A 15,987-nucleotide genomic window follows, 5' to 3' on the forward strand; every position below is an offset into this window, starting at 1 on the left:
GACTTGGATCGGGAGTTCACGACACGTGAAAGTCGTAGCGCGGCGAGATGTGACTGGCGAATTGCGCACCTGCAGCAAACAGGAGGGCCCCGCAGCGGCCGCCAACTATGCCGGACAACTTCAGGCGATCGCGCGGCCGGTCGCCGCGATGAGCGCAACTTATCCGAACGAGAGCACCAGCACGCGGCACGCGCATCGGCGCGACCAGTTCATCCTGCAGATCACCGGCGTCACGGCGATGATGACCGAGCGCGGTCATTTCGTGGTTCCACCCGGCCATGGTTTATGGATTCCGGCTGGCGTTGTACATCAGTCGCGCGCCTGGGGTGAAGTCGAGGCCCAGACGATCTATGTCACGCCTGATCGCCGACGAGGAACGTCGGAGACGTGCCGCCTGGTTCGTGCATCCTCGCTCGTCGAAGCCCTGATGGACGAGGCGGTGCGGATGCCGCAGACCTACGACCAGGACGGACGCGACGGCAAGCTTCTCGAACTCCTGCTCGCTGAGATCTCACACATGCCGGAGGTGACGCTTCACGTGCAGGTGCCACCGGACCCCCGCCTTGCGGCGATCTGTAAGGCAGTGCTTGGCGACCCCTCCTCGGACCTCACGCTCGACGACTGGGCAGACAAATGCAGCCTCAGCCGGCGAACGCTGACGAGGCTGTTCCGCCGCGAGACCGGTCAGAGCTTTTCAGTGTGGCGACAACGCGTGCGGCTCCTGGAAGCTTTGGCACGCCTGGGCGCAGGCGAACCCGTCACATGCGTAGCGCTGGACGTGGGCTATGACAGCCCGAGCGCATTCGCCGCCATGTTTAAGCGCGAGCTAGGCGCTGCACCGCGGCATTATCTTCGCTGGACAGATCAAGAAGTCGTGCTGCGCTAGTCGCTAGCGACGACGCCGGTTCGTCGAGATGAAAGCCGCGCCGAGACAGCCATCTTGTAGTAAAGGTGGTCGCGCCAGCACGTGCGTTCGCCCGTAGCGAGGACCATCTTGCAGCAGAACCATGATGTGTCATCGCGGGCTGAAGCGTACAGGCGCCGTGATGGATCGCCTGGCGCCTGCCGGAGGTGCCGGTACCGGCGAGGCACGGTGCACCAGCGCGATCACCTCTCGGTCGAGTTCAGCCGAGCCTGCCGAACGGGCGAGGCTTGCGGAGAGCACCTTGCCTCGAGGTCGTTCACTCCGTAGACGATGTCGTCCGATTGATCCATAGTATTGCAATCGAACGACTTGTGTTGCGCCTTCGCGTGCTTGCCGGCGCGGCGTCGAACTGCTGAAGCAGCGTCCGGTGGTTCGGCGACATCGGGGGTAGAATGACGAGACTTTTCCGGCGAATGCGATGGTGTCGGAGCGGAAGTCGGTCGAGGAGGCTACGATGTTCGTCGGATTTGAGAAATAGCGGCGCGCGACGGGCTGGAGGTACAGCAGTGATATGCGCCATGGTCCGACACGCAATTGTGCTGGCGGCGGCTTTTGCCGCTGCCTTAGCACCTGCCACATGCTTTGGCGAAAGCAGCAAGCCGTTGCCCGCCAAGGCGACGCAGGAATTGCCGGCCGAGCTGCTCGCGCTGCTCGAACAGAAGAAGATGCCGAAATATTCCCCTATCCTTGTGCGTCTTTTCAAGGACGAGGCAGAGCTCGAAGTCTGGAAGCAGGACACGGCCGGCCGTTTCCAATTGCTGAAGACCTATCCGATCTGCCGGTGGTCGGGCGATCTCGGGCCGAAATTGTACGAGGGCGACCGACAGGCTCCGGAAGGGTTTTATACAGTTACGCCTGAGTTGATGAACCCCAACTCCAATTTCTATCTCTCGATCAACCTCGGCTATCCGAACAGCTTCGACAGGGCAAACAAGCGAAACGGCAGCTTCCTCATGATCCACGGCGACTGCTGGTCGAGCGGTTGCTATGCCATGACGGACGAACAGATCAGCGAGATCTATTCGCTGGCGCGTGACTCATTCCGCGGCGGCCGAACATCGTTCCAGGTCCAAGCCTATCCGTTCCGCCTGACACCGGTGAATCTGGCGCGCCATCGAAACAATCCCAACCTGCCCTTCTGGGAAATGCTCAAGGTCGGCAACGATCATTTCGAGACGACACAGCTCGAACCCAAAGTGGATGTGTGTAACCGCCGCTATGTGTTCGATGCGCAACCTTCCCCGAATTCGCCGCACCCTCTCGTGTTCAATCCGATCGAGAAATGCCCTCCCTTTGTCGTCAATCCGGAAATCGCGCGAAGGGCGCTGGAAAAGCGGCGCGCCGACGAGCGCGCGTACGCGCAATTGCTTGAAGACAACGTGCCAGTTGCCCCGATCTACAGCGGATTCGACGGCGGAATGAACAAGGCTTTTCTCGCACGGTACCCGGGCAGGGTGACGCTTGCGAAAGTGATGCCATATGCATCCTACCTGCCGCAATTGCCACCGATCCCCTGGACCGACAATGATGGTTCGTTGACGAGCAAATGGTTTGGTACCTGGTCCTCCAGATCGTCTGTGTGTGATACGGCGCGTGCCGGCTTCCCATCGCGCCAGTGCTGAACACCTGTTGCAACTCAACAGTCCAGAGTGTTGTCTCGCTCCCATTGGGTCAGATGGCGTGCGTAGTCGTTCCACTCCTCATGCTTCAGCTTGAGATAGGCGGGTACGAACTCCCCGAGATGATCCCGCAGCACGCTTGAAATGTTCGAGCGCTCGCAAGGCATCGAGCAGATTCATCGGGAGCCGCTTGGCCGAGGTCACGGTGTGCCTGAAGGTCTCGCGGAACCTGCGGAGGCACGACCGATTGGCCGGGCGCATGAATTAGCAGCAATCGCTCTGTAGGTACGGCAATCGCTCTGGCGCAGCAGCAGACCTGATCCGCTAAATCATCGGGCGACATCCAAGCGGATGGAGAGAAACGATGATCTGGAAAAACATTGTCAGTCCTCGTGTGATCGCACCGGCTTCTGCGCGCTGGTCCGCAAAGTCTGTTTTTTTCTCGAAGGCGGCTGTGACCGTGTCCGACATCGCCAGCATTCTTCAGAACCTGTTTTTGGACCTACGCGATAGCTACCGGCCCGAGCTGCACTACATGCGTGGTCCTGGCCCGAAATGGCGGGCCAAGCATCAGCCTCGGCCAAAATTCGCTTCTGAAGGTGTATTGGCGGTGGTGCAGCACCGGACTGGGCAGCCCCAACGCAGTGGTCGAGCTGACGCCCTAGGTGAGAGTGGCCGATCGTCTTTTGAAGGTTCTCTGTCCAGAGAGAGCTCCGCGATTGCTAAGCGTCAGAACGTAAGCGGCTGCTCGTCCGCTCCCCTCAAGGCGGGCTTCGCCAGCTGCAGCGTTCGCGTCAGCTCCGGACCAGAAGCGAACTGAGGTCCTGCGAACGGTACGCATCAGGGATGCTGCCGTCGGCAAGCTTTGTCGCAGAAACAGACAAGGCGGGAAGGATTCGGGAAAGACGCCCAAGTTGTCCTGCCCAAGAACTTTACCAACTCTAGATCACGAGGTCCCGTCCTGCCCAAGTTCCCCCGCGGCCTTGCCGGCTCCGCATCCATAGTCGCCGCCATGAAGACGGTTGCCGGCCTTCCGCCAAAGTCACGTGCGAGCTTTGCCAATGGCCGATGCGTTCGCGGCACCTATACCCCATCGGACCAGGCGAAGGAGATCACGAAATCCTGTAGCTTCACCAAGCCTTCGCGCCTCCTGGCGCGCTTCTCGGTGGCGGAAGGCCCAGACACCAACTACCTGTTATTGCGCGGATTCAGCTTCCGGCTTGGCAGCGATGGCGAGCGCTCGGATATTTTAACCCAGAGTGCCCCGGTTCATTTCGCGAGGACCCCCGACCAGATGCTGGCTTTCCTTCGAGCACGTATTCCAGGACCCGACGGCAAGCCGGATCTGGAAATGGTCGAGACATTTTCAGTTGCCAATCCCGAGACGCTGCATCAGGCGAGCTACATCGCCGCGCATCCGCCTGCCGTAAGCTTTGCCTCAACAACCTATTGGGGCGTGCACGCGTTTCCCGCGACCAATTCAAGAGGCGAGACAAGGTTCATCAAGTTCAAGGTCACGCCAGTCGGCGAACAGGCGGCGAGGCGCAGGGCCGCAGCCAACGCAAAACCCACCGAGCTGCTGCACGACCTCGAATCCCGGATCGCGGCTCGCGATATGAGGTTCAGTGTGATGGCGCTGCTGGACCGTCCGGGCGACCCGGTCATGGACGTGACCGTCCGATGGCCCGATGAGGACGGACGCGAAGCGGTACGGCTGGGAACGATCGTGATCACTGGTGTCGAAGAAAATGATGCCTGCGACGAACCCATGTTCAATCCGGCAACTCTGGCCGAAGGAATCGGTCATCCGTTGGACGAGACGTTTGCGGTGCGTCGCGCCGCTTACGCTATCTCGCAGGCAACGCGTCGCTGAGCGAAAAGGCTTCTGCCGGGGCTCCGATCACTTCTTGCTTTCCGGTGCACCCCGCGCCTCGCGGCGCCACGTTCCCGGGCTGACGCCGACCACAGACGAAAACACCCTCGTGAAGTGGCTTTGATTGGCGAACCCGGCCGATATTGCAATTTCCGACAGCGACAGGTCGCGAACCGTCATCAGTTGCTTGGCCGCCTTCACACGCTGGCGCAGCAGCCACTGGTGCGGCGGCAGGCCGGTGGAGATACGAAACGCGCGCGAAAAGTGGCTGATCGAAAGATCGAACTCGGCCGCGATTTCCTGCAACGAAAGCTTTCCGCCGAGATCGGATTCCAGCCTTTCGCAGACGCGCTTGACCTGCCACGGCGCAAGACCGCCGCGGTTCGGTTCAGTGCAGGGACGTAGCCCGCCGTAGGCCTGGGCGACGTGTGCGGTGAGCGCGAGCATCATGTGATCGATGAAAAGCTGGTTCGTCTCGTCTGGCCGACGCAGCGCTTGTTGCAATGACGCGCCGATATGACGGACGACCGTGTCGTCATGGCCTACGCCGAGTTCACAGGCAAGCTGACCGACGCGCGGCATGCGGGGCTGCTCAGTGAGAGCGTCGAGCGCCGAGCGCGGCAAATAGAAAAACAGGGAGTGGAACGGCTTGTCGATCACGTAGCGCGGATCGCGCTTGAGATCGTACAGATAGGTCGCTCCCGCGGGAACATCCGCTTTCATCACGCACTTGCCATTTTCCCAGAGTTCGCAGTCGGGATAATCGTGAAGTTTGAGGCTGACGACGAAAGCATCCTCCGCGGTAAAGGAACCGGAAAGACCCGGCACTGGATTGTCATCCCGGGTTTCGGTGACCGCGAGCTCCACCCCGCGCAGCGAACTCGTTATCAGCGAGGGCGGCGCATCCTTCAGGTGCAAAAACCGCCCGAGCTTCCGGCCGAAGGCGCTCGCCTGGGTCATAGGATAACTCTCTCAGCGAAGTTGGACTGACAAGCGCCCGCACGTGATTTCGTGAACCATTATCTGACGCTAGCGCACGGTCGTCCAGTTTCGTCGTGGCAGTTTCGTGACACAAAGCTCGATGTCTGCTCGAGAACGTCAGCGATTTTGTCCATTCGCTGCCGCTTACGACGGCTCCCGGCGTCGATTGCCTATTTCGACAGCAGTTAACCGCCACCGTCCGCCGCGCTGATTGCGACTTTAATCGCGGCGCGGGCGCCTAGCATCAGCTTACAGCAGGATCAGGCAAAGCACGGGAGTTTTGAGAAAGACGCTGGGCCTGTACCCGCTTAGAACGCGCGCCGAACGCTCAACGATGCTCCTCGAAGCTAGGACAGGTTCATGAGCCAGCCAATCTTGCGCGATCATTCGCACCAACAAAACCAGTCAGACGCTTCCGGCGCGCAGCAGCGTTATTTGCAGGTTTCCGACCGCCGTCCTGCCGATGTTGAGATGGCACGCGTGCTTCACACCAAACCACTCAGCATGGCTTTGGACCCCTCTGGGAGCGCGATCGCTCACTGGAAACATGAGCCATTGCACGACGTCGTCGAGCCTATGAGCCATCACGTCATCATGGCTTACAACGGCTCGATGCAGCGCATGGAGCGTCGGACAGGCAGATCGGTTGCGATCGGAACGTTTCGGCCTGGTGTATTGATAATCATTCCGGAAGGATCAAGCTCACGATGGGATATTCCGAAACCTGTTGATGTCGTTCAGCTCTATCTTCCTCACGCAGTGCTCAAGCGCGTCGCTGACGAAGCCAACACCGCCACACCGATCGACCTCGTGGAGCGAACGGCGCATCACGACCCCATTACGTCCCGATTGATCTTGAGCGCGACGGATGTCCTGGAGAGCAATGAGGCGCTGGATACGCTGTTCAGGCACCAATTAATAGACCTCCTGGCCACGCGTCTTCTGGCTGCGCACACCGGCTCGCCAACGACGATCCAGCCAACAATGGGCGGGCTTTCGCCGAAGGTCCTGCTCCGTGCCACCGACCGCTTGCGCTCGGACAGCGATTCGGACGTCTCGCTCGCGGCGCTGGCTTCGGATGCCGGTCTATCGCGCTTTCATTTCTGCCGTGCCTTCAAGGAAAGCACCGGGCTTTCGCCTCATGCCTGGCTGCGCCAGTACCGGCTTGAGCAGGCCATGAGCATGCTGCGCGATAGCGATGAATCCGTCGTCTCGATCGCGGCAGCCCTCGGCTACTCCTCCCAGACCGCCTTCGCCGCGGCATTCAAGAAACTGACCGGCGAAACGCCAAGCGACTGGAGACGTCACAAGCGTTGACGGCATTCGTTCTACCGTAACAAGCTTTTCCCCACAGCGGGAAATGTCCACGACGCAGTCGCACTTATGGCCGACAGCGTCCATGGCTCTCCCCCACGGCATCACTGCGGTTCTAGCGGTGAGTGGGATATCGGCGGTGTTTGGAGCGGCGCGTTCTCGCACGATGACACTCATCGACCGGGCTCAACCTCGCGATGGGTATTCCCGGGTTCTTGAAACATGATGCTGTAATCCGCAGACAACAGTCGAGCGCGTTGTGCGGCACGGCATCCCTGCGATCTCTTGGACCGCGATCCAGCCGGTCATTGACGCGTTGTCGCCGATGGCAATGCCGCCGCACCGGCGAACACTTGCGCGGACATCGATACCGATGTCTCACTCGCGAGGCGGGCCTGTCGAGCTTCCACTTCTGCCGAGCCTTCGAGGAAAGCACCGGGATCTCGCCGCCCGTTCGGCTGCGCCACAGTACCGCTCGATCACCATGAACATGCTGCAAGTCGCCGACGCATGGTTTTTTGTCGATGGCGGCGGAGCTCGGCTACGCGGTCTCGTACGCCCTCGCCGTGGCGTTCAGCGATCGCCTGGGCGAAAGCCCTAGCGCAACGCCGCGTGCGTTAGCAGCAATTGCTCTGCAGGTACAGCAATCGCTCTGGCGCAGTCGCATCTTCGGTCCGCTAGATCATGAGGGTGCCCCACGCCCCAGCAGACGGAGACAACATGCTCAGGAAGAACTTGGTCGACCGGCTTGCAATCACTTCACGCCGAAAAGGCTTCGTGACCGCACTCGTGTACGGACTTTCTTTGGGAGTTCGCTTCACTTCAGCAGCGGGGGAGGAGGTGGAAATTCCAGCGCAGGCCGTGCAACGGACCAGTCCCGTGATTTCCATCATGTCCAAAGTAGGCGCCCAGCTCCCCTACCAGAACTGGGGCCCGAGCCCAGCTTTGCCCGTGACCCTTAACCGTGGCTGGGCATCCCCTTTCGGAGGCTGCCGCGCGGCTTGTGAAAACCCCATGCCGATGTCTTCGGAACCGAACTGCCTACCATAGGTCCGCCGGTCTTCTGTCCGCCTGTTCGCGTCGACGTCGATCGGAGGATGCTTGCCGCCAAAGAGAAGCGGCGGTGCACTACCGAGAAAATCAAACCAAGGAGTAGATCACATGCGACTTGTTATCATAGGAGCCGGCTTCGCTGGCATGTACGCCGCACTTTCCGCAGCCCGCCTGCGCGATATCCAGGGCGTTTCGCCCGAGGAGCTCGAGATCGCGCTGGTCGCGCCAGAGCCAACGCTGGTGGTCCGGCCGCGGCTGTACGAACCGAAGCCCGAGACCCTGACGGCGCCGCTGCTGGATGTGCTCAAGGCCGTCGATGTTACTTACGTGCAAGGCAGCGCCGAAACCATCGACGCCAAATCCCGCACGGTGGGCATCGTCGCCACCAAGGGTGCGAAGAAGACCCTTTCCTACGACCGGCTGGTGGTGGCGACCGGCAGCCGGCTATTCCGTCCGAACATTCCGGGCCTCAGCGAGCACGGATTTAGCGTCGACTCGCTCGATGATGCAATTGCCCTCGACAAGCATTTGCACGGCCTGGCGAAACGGCCGGCGGCGAACGGGCGTGACACGGTTGTCGTTGCCGGCGGCGGTTTCACCGGCATCGAGGCGGCCACCGAGATGCCCTCGCGACTGCGCGGAATCCTCGGCAAGGACGCCAAGACGCGCGTCATCATCGTCGACCGCAACAAGGCGATCGCGCCTGATATGGGCGAAGGCCCCCGTCCTGTCATCGAAGAGGCCCTGCGCAAGCTCGGCGTGGAGACCCGGCTTGGCGCCGGCATTACATCGCTGGACGAATCCGGCGTCACGCTTTCCGACGGCGAGCACATCGAGGCCGAGACCGTGATCTGGGCGGCAGGTATTCGCGCGGCACCGTTGACCCAGCAGATCCCGGCCGAGCGCGACAATTTCGGCCGCCTACTGGTCGACCGGGATTTGCGCGTGCCATCAGTGCCAGGTGTCTTCGCTACCGGCGATGCCGCCAGGGCCGCAAGCGACGATATCGGCAATTACGCGCTGATGTCGTGTCAGCACGCCACGCGAATGGGCGCTTTTGCCGGCAACAACGCCGCCGCCGAACTGCTGGGCGTTCCGACCAAGCCCTATCACCAGAAGGGCTATGTCACCTGCCTCGACCTCGGCGAAGCCGGTGCGCTGTTCACCGTTGGCTGGGAACGCAAGGTGGCGATGGTCGGCGAGGTCGCCAAGAAGACCAAGCAGGAGATCAACACCGTCTGGATCTCTCCGCCGCAGCCCGAGCGTGCCGCCGCGCTGGCCGCTGCCGATCCGGAGCGTGTGACTGACGTGAGTGGCTTCTTCTAGATGCTTCACGCGAAACGGGCCGCGCTTCTCGCTGGCTGCGCGGCCAACTCAACCGAGATCAGCCAGTACCTTGAACATGAAACAGGAGATCGAGCATGGACGTCGACACGAGCTTAGCCAACACCTCACACCGCAGTGGACCGGGGTCCAACGAATTGGTTCCGTCGCGCTACGCGGTGCAGGTCGGCGACATTGACGTGCTGGTCGTCAGCGACGGCGTGCTACCGCTCCCAACCGCAATGTTGGCACACAACATCGACCCGGCCGTCCGGGCGACCTGGCTGAAAGACATGTTCCTGCCGCCCGACGCCTACGATTGGGCGCTGAATGTGGTCGTGGTGCGTAGCGGCGACCGGACCATACTCGTCGATGCTGGGCTTGGGCTCGACCCGGACTTGCACTTGCCGCGCGCCGGGCAATTGATCAAGCGACTGGAGGCCGCCGGCATCGATCTTGCGTCCGTGACCGACGTGGTGCTGACCCACATGCACATGGACCACATCGGTGGGCTGCTCGTCGAAGGGGTCAAGGAACAGCTACGTCCGGACCTGCGGATCCACGTGGCGGCCGCCGAGGTCAAGTTCTGGGAGGCGCCCGATTTCTCCCACGTCGCCATGCCGCCGGGTTTCCCGGACGCGCTTCGATCGACCGCCAAGCGGTTCGTGAAAGAGTACCGCAGCCAGCTACGGCCGTTCGAGGAGCAGTACGAGGTGGCACCGGGAGTGATCGTCACTCGCACCGGCGGCCACACCCCCGGGCACAGCGTGGTCCGCGTGGCGTCCGGCGGCGACCGGCTGACGTTCGCCGGCGACCTCGTGTTCGCGGTCGGGTTCGAGCACCCCGACTGGTACAACGGCTTCGAACACGATCCCGAGGAGTCGGCCCGCGTTCGTATCAGTCTGTTGCGGGAACTGGCTGAGACCGGTGGACTGCTGGTGGCCACTCACCTGCCGTTCCCGTCCGTCGGACATGTGGCAGTCGACGGCGACGCCTTTCGCTGGGTGCCGGTCTTCTGGGACTACTGATCGTACAGTTCGATCGAGAGACGCCTCGTAAGCGCTTCATTCGATACGGGCCGCGCTACCAGCGCCGGAGCGCGGCCCGCTCACTCAAAATCCTTTTGGAGCTCGACCTCGATGAAACGCGAGACCGTGCGTGCTTCGCAGCTCAACGGCTGCGCCTTCTGCATGAACATGCATGTCGAGGAAGTCCCACACCACAGTGAGTGCGCGCTCCCGTTGATGACCCTGGCGCAACCTGAGTGTCCGCGCAAAGATGCTGCTGGCTTCACGGACCCTCCGCACGGCGATCGCGCCTCGCAGCCGCGCGATGGGAGAGTGTGATGAACGTCGTTGTCTTTGGTTCAACGGGGTCGACAGGACGGCTCGTCGTTGAGTCCGCCTTGTCCGCGGGTCACGTCGTCACCGCCTTTGTCCGTGACCCAAAGCGCATGCCCTTGACGCATCCGAATCTCAGAATCGTCAAGGGCGATGCAATGGATGCAGCCTCGGTGGCATCTGCGGTCCAAGGTGCGGATGCGGTGATCTGCACGTTGGGGATGGTACCTCAGGCGAAGGAGGATCTGGGTCGACGCCAGCCCGGTGTCCCGGTTTGCTCGGTGGGAACCAAGAACATTCTGGCCGCCATGCCTCCAGGCCAGGGCCGACTCATCGTTGAGAGCTCGGTGAGTGTCGGTGAGAGCTACCGCACCGGGAGTTTTGGCGCAGGCTTCATGGTCAAGCTCGCACTCAAGGAGGTGATGGCAGACAAGGAGGCGCAGGAGGCAGCTGTCCGGGAGAGTGACTGCGATTGGACGATCGTTCGACCGGCGACGCTGACATTCAAGCGTGCTCGCGGAAACCTGAAGGCCGGGACCGATCTGCGCTGGAATATCACCTCAACAGCCACCCGCGCGGACGTGGCCGAGTATTTGGTCAAGATCCTCGATGATCCCGCGACATACAAGAAGGCCATAACGGTGCGCAACTAGGTTTGGCGACGAATTGCGGTGAAACCGCGATCTCCGCCGGTGGCGGCCGGAAAGCGAGTGAATTGGCAGAGCTGTCAGCGACAACAACCGTTGCAGGAGGGTATCGTGGTGCATGTTAACAAGAAGGCGGTCGGCTTGGTGCTGTGCCTCGGCGCTGTCGTGCTTGTGGCTGGTGGCTGGGCGTATGCCCATTCGAACGAGACATTCACCGACAACGCCTATATTCGCGGCGAAATGACCTCGCTCGCGCCGAAGGCTGCAGGCTACGTCACGGCCGTGGAGGTTCAGGATAACCAGACCGTTCGTGCAGGCGACGTCCTATTCCGGATCGACGATCGCGACTACCGCGCACGCCTGGCGCAAGCCGAGGCCAATGTCGAAGCCGCCCAAGCCCGCCTCACCAATGTCGATGCGGAGATCCAACTCCAGCATGCCCTGATACGGCAGGCCGAAGCTCAAAGACTTGCGAGCGTGGCCGAGATGAATCTGGCGCGCAAGGCCTCCGATCGCCGCCGCGAACTGATCCGCACCAACGCGATCAGCCAGGCGCAGGTCGATGAAAGCGATGCGGCGTTATCGAGAACCGAGGCGGGCGTGTCGGCGGCGGCGGCAACGGTGGAGGCCCAGCGGGCACGCATCGCCGTCCTTGCCAGCCAGCGCGAAGCTGCACTTGCTGCAGTGGCGCAAGCGCACGCCGCACGCGATCTCGCCCAGATCGATCTCGACCACACCGTGGTGCATGCGCCGGTCGACGGCGTCGTCGGCAACCGCCAGGTTCGCGTCGGCCGGCTTGTCACGCCGGGCACCTCCTTGCTCGATATCGTTCCGGTCAAGAACGTGTGGGTGGTGGCGAACTTCAAGGAAAGCCAGATCGAACATATCCGGCCCGGTCAGCGCGCCCGCATCAAGGTGGACGGCTATCCGAACCAGACGATTGAAGGTGTGGTGGACAGCTTTGCGCCCGGCAGCGGTTCTGCGTTCACCCTGCTCCCCGCTGACAATGCGACGGGGAACTTCATTCGTGTCGTTCAACGGGTGCCTGTGAAAATCCGCTTCGACAGAAATCCATTGCCCGGCCGCGTCGTGCCTGGCCTGTCGGCGCGTGTTGAAATAGATCGAGGAAGCGGCACATGACCGCGATCGCCGACGCCACGCCAGGCTACGACAGGCGCGCGGCAGGAAGCATTCTTGTCGCAGGCATCGTGCTCGCCACTCTGACGGAGGCGATCGCAAGCACCGTCCTGTCGCTCGGACGCAACGACATCATTGGCGACACCCATGCGACTCCCGACGAGTTCGCCTGGCTGGACATCGGATACACCGCAACAAAGCTAGTCGGGTTCATGGCCGCCTCCTGGCTCATGACACGCACCAGTCCGCGCCGCCTGATGATCGGTTCGACGCTGGTCATGGGCACGGCCTGCGGAATCGCCGCCATCACGTATCGGTTAGATCTGCTGGTCGCACTCCGCATCATACAGGGCTTCTCCGGCGGCACCTTGCTTGTCGCGGGACAGTCGATCATTTTCCTCGCCTATCCGCGATCCTACCAGCCGATCCTTCAGGCTCTGTTTGCGATGGGGTCCGTGGTCGCTCCTGCGACCATCGCTCCGGCGCTCCAGGGATGGTTGATCGACAGCCAGTCGTGGGCATGGATCTTCTTCGGCGTTATTCCGGTAGCCCTCGCCGCTATCGGACTTCTGCTGATCGCAGACGGCCCCAGGCCCGTTGCGGCTGCGCGCCTTCCGTTCGACTGGGTCGGCTTCTTGCTGATCTCAGTCACATTCTTCTGCTTCACCTATGTTATCAACCAAGGCAGCCGATGGCGCTGGTTCGAGGAGCCTCGCATCGCGTGGCTGACCGTGATCGGCGCAGCCGCCTTGCTGGCGTTTCTCGGCCAACAGGCGATGGCCAAAAGCCAAGGCCTGTTCGATTTCACCTTGTTCCGGTCGAACGATTTTTCCTTCGCCTTTATCGTCAGTTTCGTCGCCGGTGCCGCCTTGTTCGGCAGCGCGTATCTGATCCCATCGTTTGCCGTGTCCGTTCTCGCGTTCACGCCAAGTGAGGCCGGCCAGCTCCTATTGCCGAGCGGCGCGCTTTTCGTCGGCGCGCTCCTCATTGCTGCCTTTCTCATGCAGGTCAGGGGCGCTCCCCCTATCGCCACGGTGCCGTTCGGAATCCTGATGATCATGGCCGCGATGTGGATGCTGTCCGGCTCGACCAGCGAAAGTGGCGCCGACGACATGATGGCCGCCATCCTGCTTCGCGGCTTTGGACTTGGCTTCCTCTTCCTGTCGATCACCCTTATCGCTTTCAGCGACCTCAACAACCGCAATCGAGCGTCCGGCATCGGTCTTTTCAACGCCGGGCGCCAGCTCGGTGGCCTCATGGGGGTAGCCGGGCTCCAGACCATGATCGACCACAATGTCACCACCAATGCCACGGTGCTTGGCGCGAGTGTCACCGCAGGCCTTTCCGCGGTCAGCGAGCGGCTGGGAACGACGAGTGCCATGCTCGCAGCACGAGGAATGGACAGCGTGGCCGCCGGCCGGACTGCGATGGGTCTGTTGGGTCGAGCCCTCACCGGTCAATCCACGGTGATCGCTTTCGACACCGCGTTCGCTGCCATCGCTCTTCTTTTCGTCATCGCTGCGCCGGTTCTGGTCACCATCAAGATCGCGTTTGCCCTGCACGCGAAGAAGCGCGCGGCGCAGTTAGCCCGAACCGAGGAGCCGTACATGACATACCCCGCGTCGAAACCCTCCCGCCAAGCCAATGCCGTGTCGAGGCCAGACCCTCGCGCCGAGATCGTGCTGGCGGTCAGCGAGGCCCTCGCCCATCCGAGCGGCGCGCCCGCTGACCTCGACAATATCTTGGATCGAAGCGGATACTCGACGGAAGACATTCTATCGGCATTCGAGAGCGTCGACGATCTCATTGTCGCGATCGCCGAACACAAAGCCTCCCTCATATCGCAGCCATTGGTGAGGAGAGCGCGCCCCGGCACCGTAGATGATGCACGCGAAACACTCATCGCGTTCGGACGCGTTGCCTGGAAGGAATACTCGACCACCCTGGTCGGATTCGTTCGGATGATGATGACCGAGGGTGCACGCAATCCTGCGCTGAAGAAGCGGGTGCACGAGGCGGGACAAGCGATTGTCACACTCAAGCTACGGGAGTTTCTGTCCGCAGCAAATGAGCGGGGGATCCTGTCGATATCGGACGCTCAGCTATACGCCGAGCAATTGCTGGGACTACTGAGAGAACCGCTCTACCAGGCGCTGATGCTGACTCCGGCAATCAGCCTCGAAGCCCCAGCCGCCGACCGCGTCAGAGCCAGTATCGAAAGCTTCATTCATGGATGTGGGAGCACGAGGAGCATGAAGCGATGAGCGCAGCCAATGATATTGGCCGGTCAAGATGGTCTGGCCCGAGCGAGAGCCCTTCAAGACTGAAGGTCGTCGGCGACGTCCCGGCGGACCTGGCGAACAGCATCGACGATAATGGGTCCCTGGTGACAGTCGACCCCGCCGACTGGATCGTCTGTTTCGTGCCCGGCCTTCGACGGCAATGGTGGCATCGCTTCGTCCATCACAGGCATAAGCATGTCTTTGCCATGCGGCCCACGAGCACGGGGAGTTGGCTGCTCGTTGAGCCGTGGTGGACGCGCATGATGGTGACGATCCTGCCACCGGCCGATGCCGTCAGATTTCTTCGGTGGGGTGCGACGGGCGATATCCTGCGGGTCCGCGAAGCGGTCCCGGGCAAGGCGAGCCAGCTTCGCGGTTGGTCGAACTGCGCGGTTCTCTCGGCGTTCTTGCTCGGCCGACCGAGCTGGACATGGACACCGCACGGTCTCTACCGGCAGCTACTGCGCGAAAGGTCAACGCGGCGCGAGAACGTGCAGCAACTTCTCGTCGACCAGTTCACCAAAGTCGTCAGCCATTACTCGTCCAACGCGCTGAGCGTCAGTGCCGACCAGCTTTCCTTGCCACTCAGGGAACTACTCATCATCATTGGGCGCAATCTCCTCGAAACGATGATGACGCCGTCGTTGCTGGAGGTCTGTTATACAGCCATACTTGAAGCGGACCGCTACCCCGATGCGACACGGGCCTACGCGCAACACGGACCTACGCCGGCCATCGCGGTCCTTACGAAAATTCTGGCAAAAGCGAAGCAGGCCGGAGAAATCGATCTAGCACATTGCGAAGCCGGCGCCCGTCAGTTTCTTGGGATGCTCCATGGAAACGTCCATCTGGAGGCCGTGCTTCAGCTCGGCGACGTACCAACGCTTTCCGACATCGATTTGCGCGCTCGCACCGCGGTGAAAGTCTTTCTCGACGGCGCCGAGCCTGACGAGAGGACAGGAATCGTTGCGCGAGCGGCATTGACGGCATGACTGGTGCCACTCGCAGCGACAATCCTACTGTGAGGTGGGGTTGCCATGGCCAGGACGCCTCCGCCTCGGCGGGTAAAGTAGATCACAATGCCGAGAATGGCCCCGCCGATTGGTCGCCAAAATCACCGTTTGAAAAACCGTTTCAGTTCGGTCGTCTCAAACGGTTCGCGAGGGCAAGTCCTTGAAGAACTTGGTGGGCGCACCAGGGCTCGAACCTGGGACCCGCTGATTAAGAGTCAGCCTTGGGTTGATGACTTGCTGGTCGCACGACCGGGCTTATCCGACTGAAAGTGGGCGTTCGTCGCACGATCAAAGTGCTGCATTTCACCGGCTAACATCCGCGCGGTCGGAGCATCCGCGGGGTAGACCCTGGCATCTGGTTGGCGCCGTGTGTCTTGCAAGCTACCGTTAGAGCGGCTCACGCGGCGGATTGGAGCCTTTTCCGTTCCGATTGACCGAATCCTCGGGTACCCTCATTCTGCCGCGTCGGCGGAACTGGCG

13 protein-coding genes and 3 pseudogenes are annotated in these 15,987 nt (G+C 61.6%); 12 read left to right on the forward strand and 4 right to left on the reverse strand.

Going from position 1 to position 15,987, the window contains the following annotated elements:
- The first annotated feature begins 25 nt into the window (after positions 1 to 25).
- Positions 26 to 886 (forward strand): AraC family transcriptional regulator, encoded by an 861-nt coding sequence (locus GA0061099_RS31860; RefSeq protein ID WP_036029293.1) that lies wholly within the window; start codon positions 26 to 28, stop codon positions 884 to 886.
- 129 nt (positions 887 to 1,015) lie between these two features.
- Here the strand turns inward: GA0061099_RS31860 and GA0061099_RS42215 are convergent, their stop codons facing one another.
- Positions 1,016 to 1,165 carry an energy transducer TonB family protein gene (locus GA0061099_RS42215; RefSeq protein ID WP_338060694.1) on the reverse strand — a complete coding sequence of 50 codons (150 nt, stop codon included), beginning with the start codon at positions 1,163 to 1,165 and terminating at the stop codon, positions 1,016 to 1,018.
- A gap of 154 nt (positions 1,166 to 1,319) precedes the next feature.
- Between GA0061099_RS42215 and GA0061099_RS42220 the strand changes: the two are divergent.
- Positions 1,320 to 1,403, forward strand: a pseudogene (locus GA0061099_RS42220) (nitroreductase); the annotation flags it as partial.
- A 40-nt stretch (positions 1,404 to 1,443) separates the two neighbouring features.
- On the forward strand, positions 1,444 to 2,547 hold the full coding sequence (locus GA0061099_RS31870) for a L,D-transpeptidase family protein (RefSeq protein WP_036029291.1): 1,104 nt from the start codon (positions 1,444 to 1,446) through the stop codon (positions 2,545 to 2,547).
- A 14-nt stretch (positions 2,548 to 2,561) separates the two neighbouring features.
- Here the strand turns inward: GA0061099_RS31870 and GA0061099_RS42225 are convergent.
- A pseudogene (locus GA0061099_RS42225) lies at positions 2,562 to 2,754 on the reverse strand (type III glutamate--ammonia ligase); the annotation flags it as partial.
- 114 nt (positions 2,755 to 2,868) lie between these two features.
- A complete protein-coding gene (locus GA0061099_RS41495; RefSeq protein ID WP_157786037.1) occupies positions 2,869 to 3,024 on the reverse strand; it encodes a hypothetical protein in 156 nt (51 codons plus the stop codon).
- 481 nt (positions 3,025 to 3,505) lie between these two features.
- Here GA0061099_RS41495 and GA0061099_RS31885 point away from each other — a divergent pair, with 481 nt between their 5' ends.
- The gene (locus GA0061099_RS31885) at positions 3,506 to 4,417 is read left to right on the forward strand and encodes a catalase (protein WP_036029328.1); all 912 of its coding nucleotides are present in this window, start codon (positions 3,506 to 3,508) and stop codon (positions 4,415 to 4,417) included.
- 27 nt (positions 4,418 to 4,444) lie between these two features.
- Here GA0061099_RS31885 and GA0061099_RS31890 read toward each other — a convergent pair whose 3' ends face one another.
- Positions 4,445 to 5,377, reverse strand: a complete 933-nt coding sequence (locus GA0061099_RS31890) for a helix-turn-helix domain-containing protein (protein ID WP_074448227.1) — start codon at positions 5,375 to 5,377, stop codon at positions 4,445 to 4,447.
- Positions 5,378 to 5,758: 381 nt separating this feature from the next.
- Between GA0061099_RS31890 and GA0061099_RS31895 the strand changes: the two genes are divergently transcribed.
- The 8 genes and pseudogenes from GA0061099_RS31895 (at position 5,759) to GA0061099_RS31930 (ending at position 15,486) form a co-directional block, all read left to right on the forward strand.
- Entirely contained in the window at positions 5,759 to 6,715 is a 957-nt protein-coding gene (locus GA0061099_RS31895) for a helix-turn-helix transcriptional regulator (RefSeq protein ID WP_036041930.1), read from the forward strand.
- 1,158 nt (positions 6,716 to 7,873) lie between these two features.
- Positions 7,874 to 9,091 carry an NAD(P)/FAD-dependent oxidoreductase gene (locus tag GA0061099_RS31905; RefSeq protein ID WP_074448228.1) on the forward strand — a complete coding sequence of 406 codons (1,218 nt, stop codon included), beginning with the start codon at positions 7,874 to 7,876 and terminating at the stop codon, positions 9,089 to 9,091.
- Positions 9,092 to 9,186: 95 nt separating this feature from the next.
- Positions 9,187 to 10,116, forward strand: coding sequence for an MBL fold metallo-hydrolase (locus tag GA0061099_RS31910; protein ID WP_074448229.1), 930 nt, complete (start codon positions 9,187 to 9,189; stop codon positions 10,114 to 10,116).
- Positions 10,117 to 10,433: 317 nt separating this feature from the next.
- Complete coding sequence (locus GA0061099_RS31915) at positions 10,434 to 11,081, forward strand: NAD(P)-dependent oxidoreductase (RefSeq protein WP_036041924.1); 648 nt, start codon at positions 10,434 to 10,436, stop codon at positions 11,079 to 11,081.
- A 90-nt stretch (positions 11,082 to 11,171) separates the two neighbouring features.
- The gene (locus tag GA0061099_RS31920; RefSeq protein ID WP_074448230.1) at positions 11,172 to 12,215 is read left to right on the forward strand and encodes an HlyD family secretion protein; all 1,044 of its coding nucleotides are present in this window, start codon (positions 11,172 to 11,174) and stop codon (positions 12,213 to 12,215) included.
- Positions 12,212 to 13,789 (forward strand): annotated as a pseudogene (locus GA0061099_RS31925) (DHA2 family efflux MFS transporter permease subunit); the annotation flags it as partial. The gene GA0061099_RS31920 and the pseudogene GA0061099_RS31925, both read left to right, overlap by 4 nt.
- A gap of 30 nt (positions 13,790 to 13,819) precedes the next feature.
- Positions 13,820 to 14,476 (forward strand): TetR/AcrR family transcriptional regulator C-terminal domain-containing protein, encoded by a 657-nt coding sequence (locus GA0061099_RS42825; RefSeq protein WP_225182987.1) that lies wholly within the window; start codon positions 13,820 to 13,822, stop codon positions 14,474 to 14,476.
- A complete protein-coding gene (locus GA0061099_RS31930; RefSeq protein ID WP_083235141.1) occupies positions 14,473 to 15,486 on the forward strand; it encodes a TetR/AcrR family transcriptional regulator C-terminal domain-containing protein in 1,014 nt (337 codons plus the stop codon). The genes GA0061099_RS42825 and GA0061099_RS31930 overlap by 4 nt, the downstream gene beginning before the upstream one ends.
- Positions 15,487 to 15,987 lie beyond the last annotated feature (501 nt).

Origin of the sequence: Bradyrhizobium yuanmingense (genome assembly GCF_900094575.1) — a bacterium.
Lineage (GTDB): Bacteria > Pseudomonadota > Alphaproteobacteria > Rhizobiales > Xanthobacteraceae > Bradyrhizobium > Bradyrhizobium yuanmingense.

What these genes read in the sequence shown, in the direction of transcription:
- GA0061099_RS31870 (WP_036029291.1), top strand. Translation starts at nt 1,444, where the DNA reads ATGGTCCGACACGCAATTGTGCTGGCGGCGGCTTTTGCCGCTGCCTTA.
- GA0061099_RS41495 (WP_157786037.1), bottom strand. Translation starts at nt 3,024, where the DNA reads ATGCTGGCGATGTCGGACACGGTCACAGCCGCCTTCGAGAAAAAAACA.
- GA0061099_RS31890 (WP_074448227.1), bottom strand. Translation starts at nt 5,377, where the DNA reads ATGACCCAGGCGAGCGCCTTCGGCCGGAAGCTCGGGCGGTTTTTGCAC.
- GA0061099_RS31895 (WP_036041930.1), top strand. Translation starts at nt 5,759, where the DNA reads ATGAGCCAGCCAATCTTGCGCGATCATTCGCACCAACAAAACCAGTCA.
- GA0061099_RS31905 (WP_074448228.1), top strand. Translation starts at nt 7,874, where the DNA reads ATGCGACTTGTTATCATAGGAGCCGGCTTCGCTGGCATGTACGCCGCA.
- GA0061099_RS31910 (WP_074448229.1), top strand. Translation starts at nt 9,187, where the DNA reads ATGGACGTCGACACGAGCTTAGCCAACACCTCACACCGCAGTGGACCG.
- GA0061099_RS31915 (WP_036041924.1), top strand. Translation starts at nt 10,434, where the DNA reads ATGAACGTCGTTGTCTTTGGTTCAACGGGGTCGACAGGACGGCTCGTC.
- GA0061099_RS42825 (WP_225182987.1), top strand. Translation starts at nt 13,820, where the DNA reads ATGACATACCCCGCGTCGAAACCCTCCCGCCAAGCCAATGCCGTGTCG.
- GA0061099_RS31930 (WP_083235141.1), top strand. Translation starts at nt 14,473, where the DNA reads ATGAGCGCAGCCAATGATATTGGCCGGTCAAGATGGTCTGGCCCGAGC.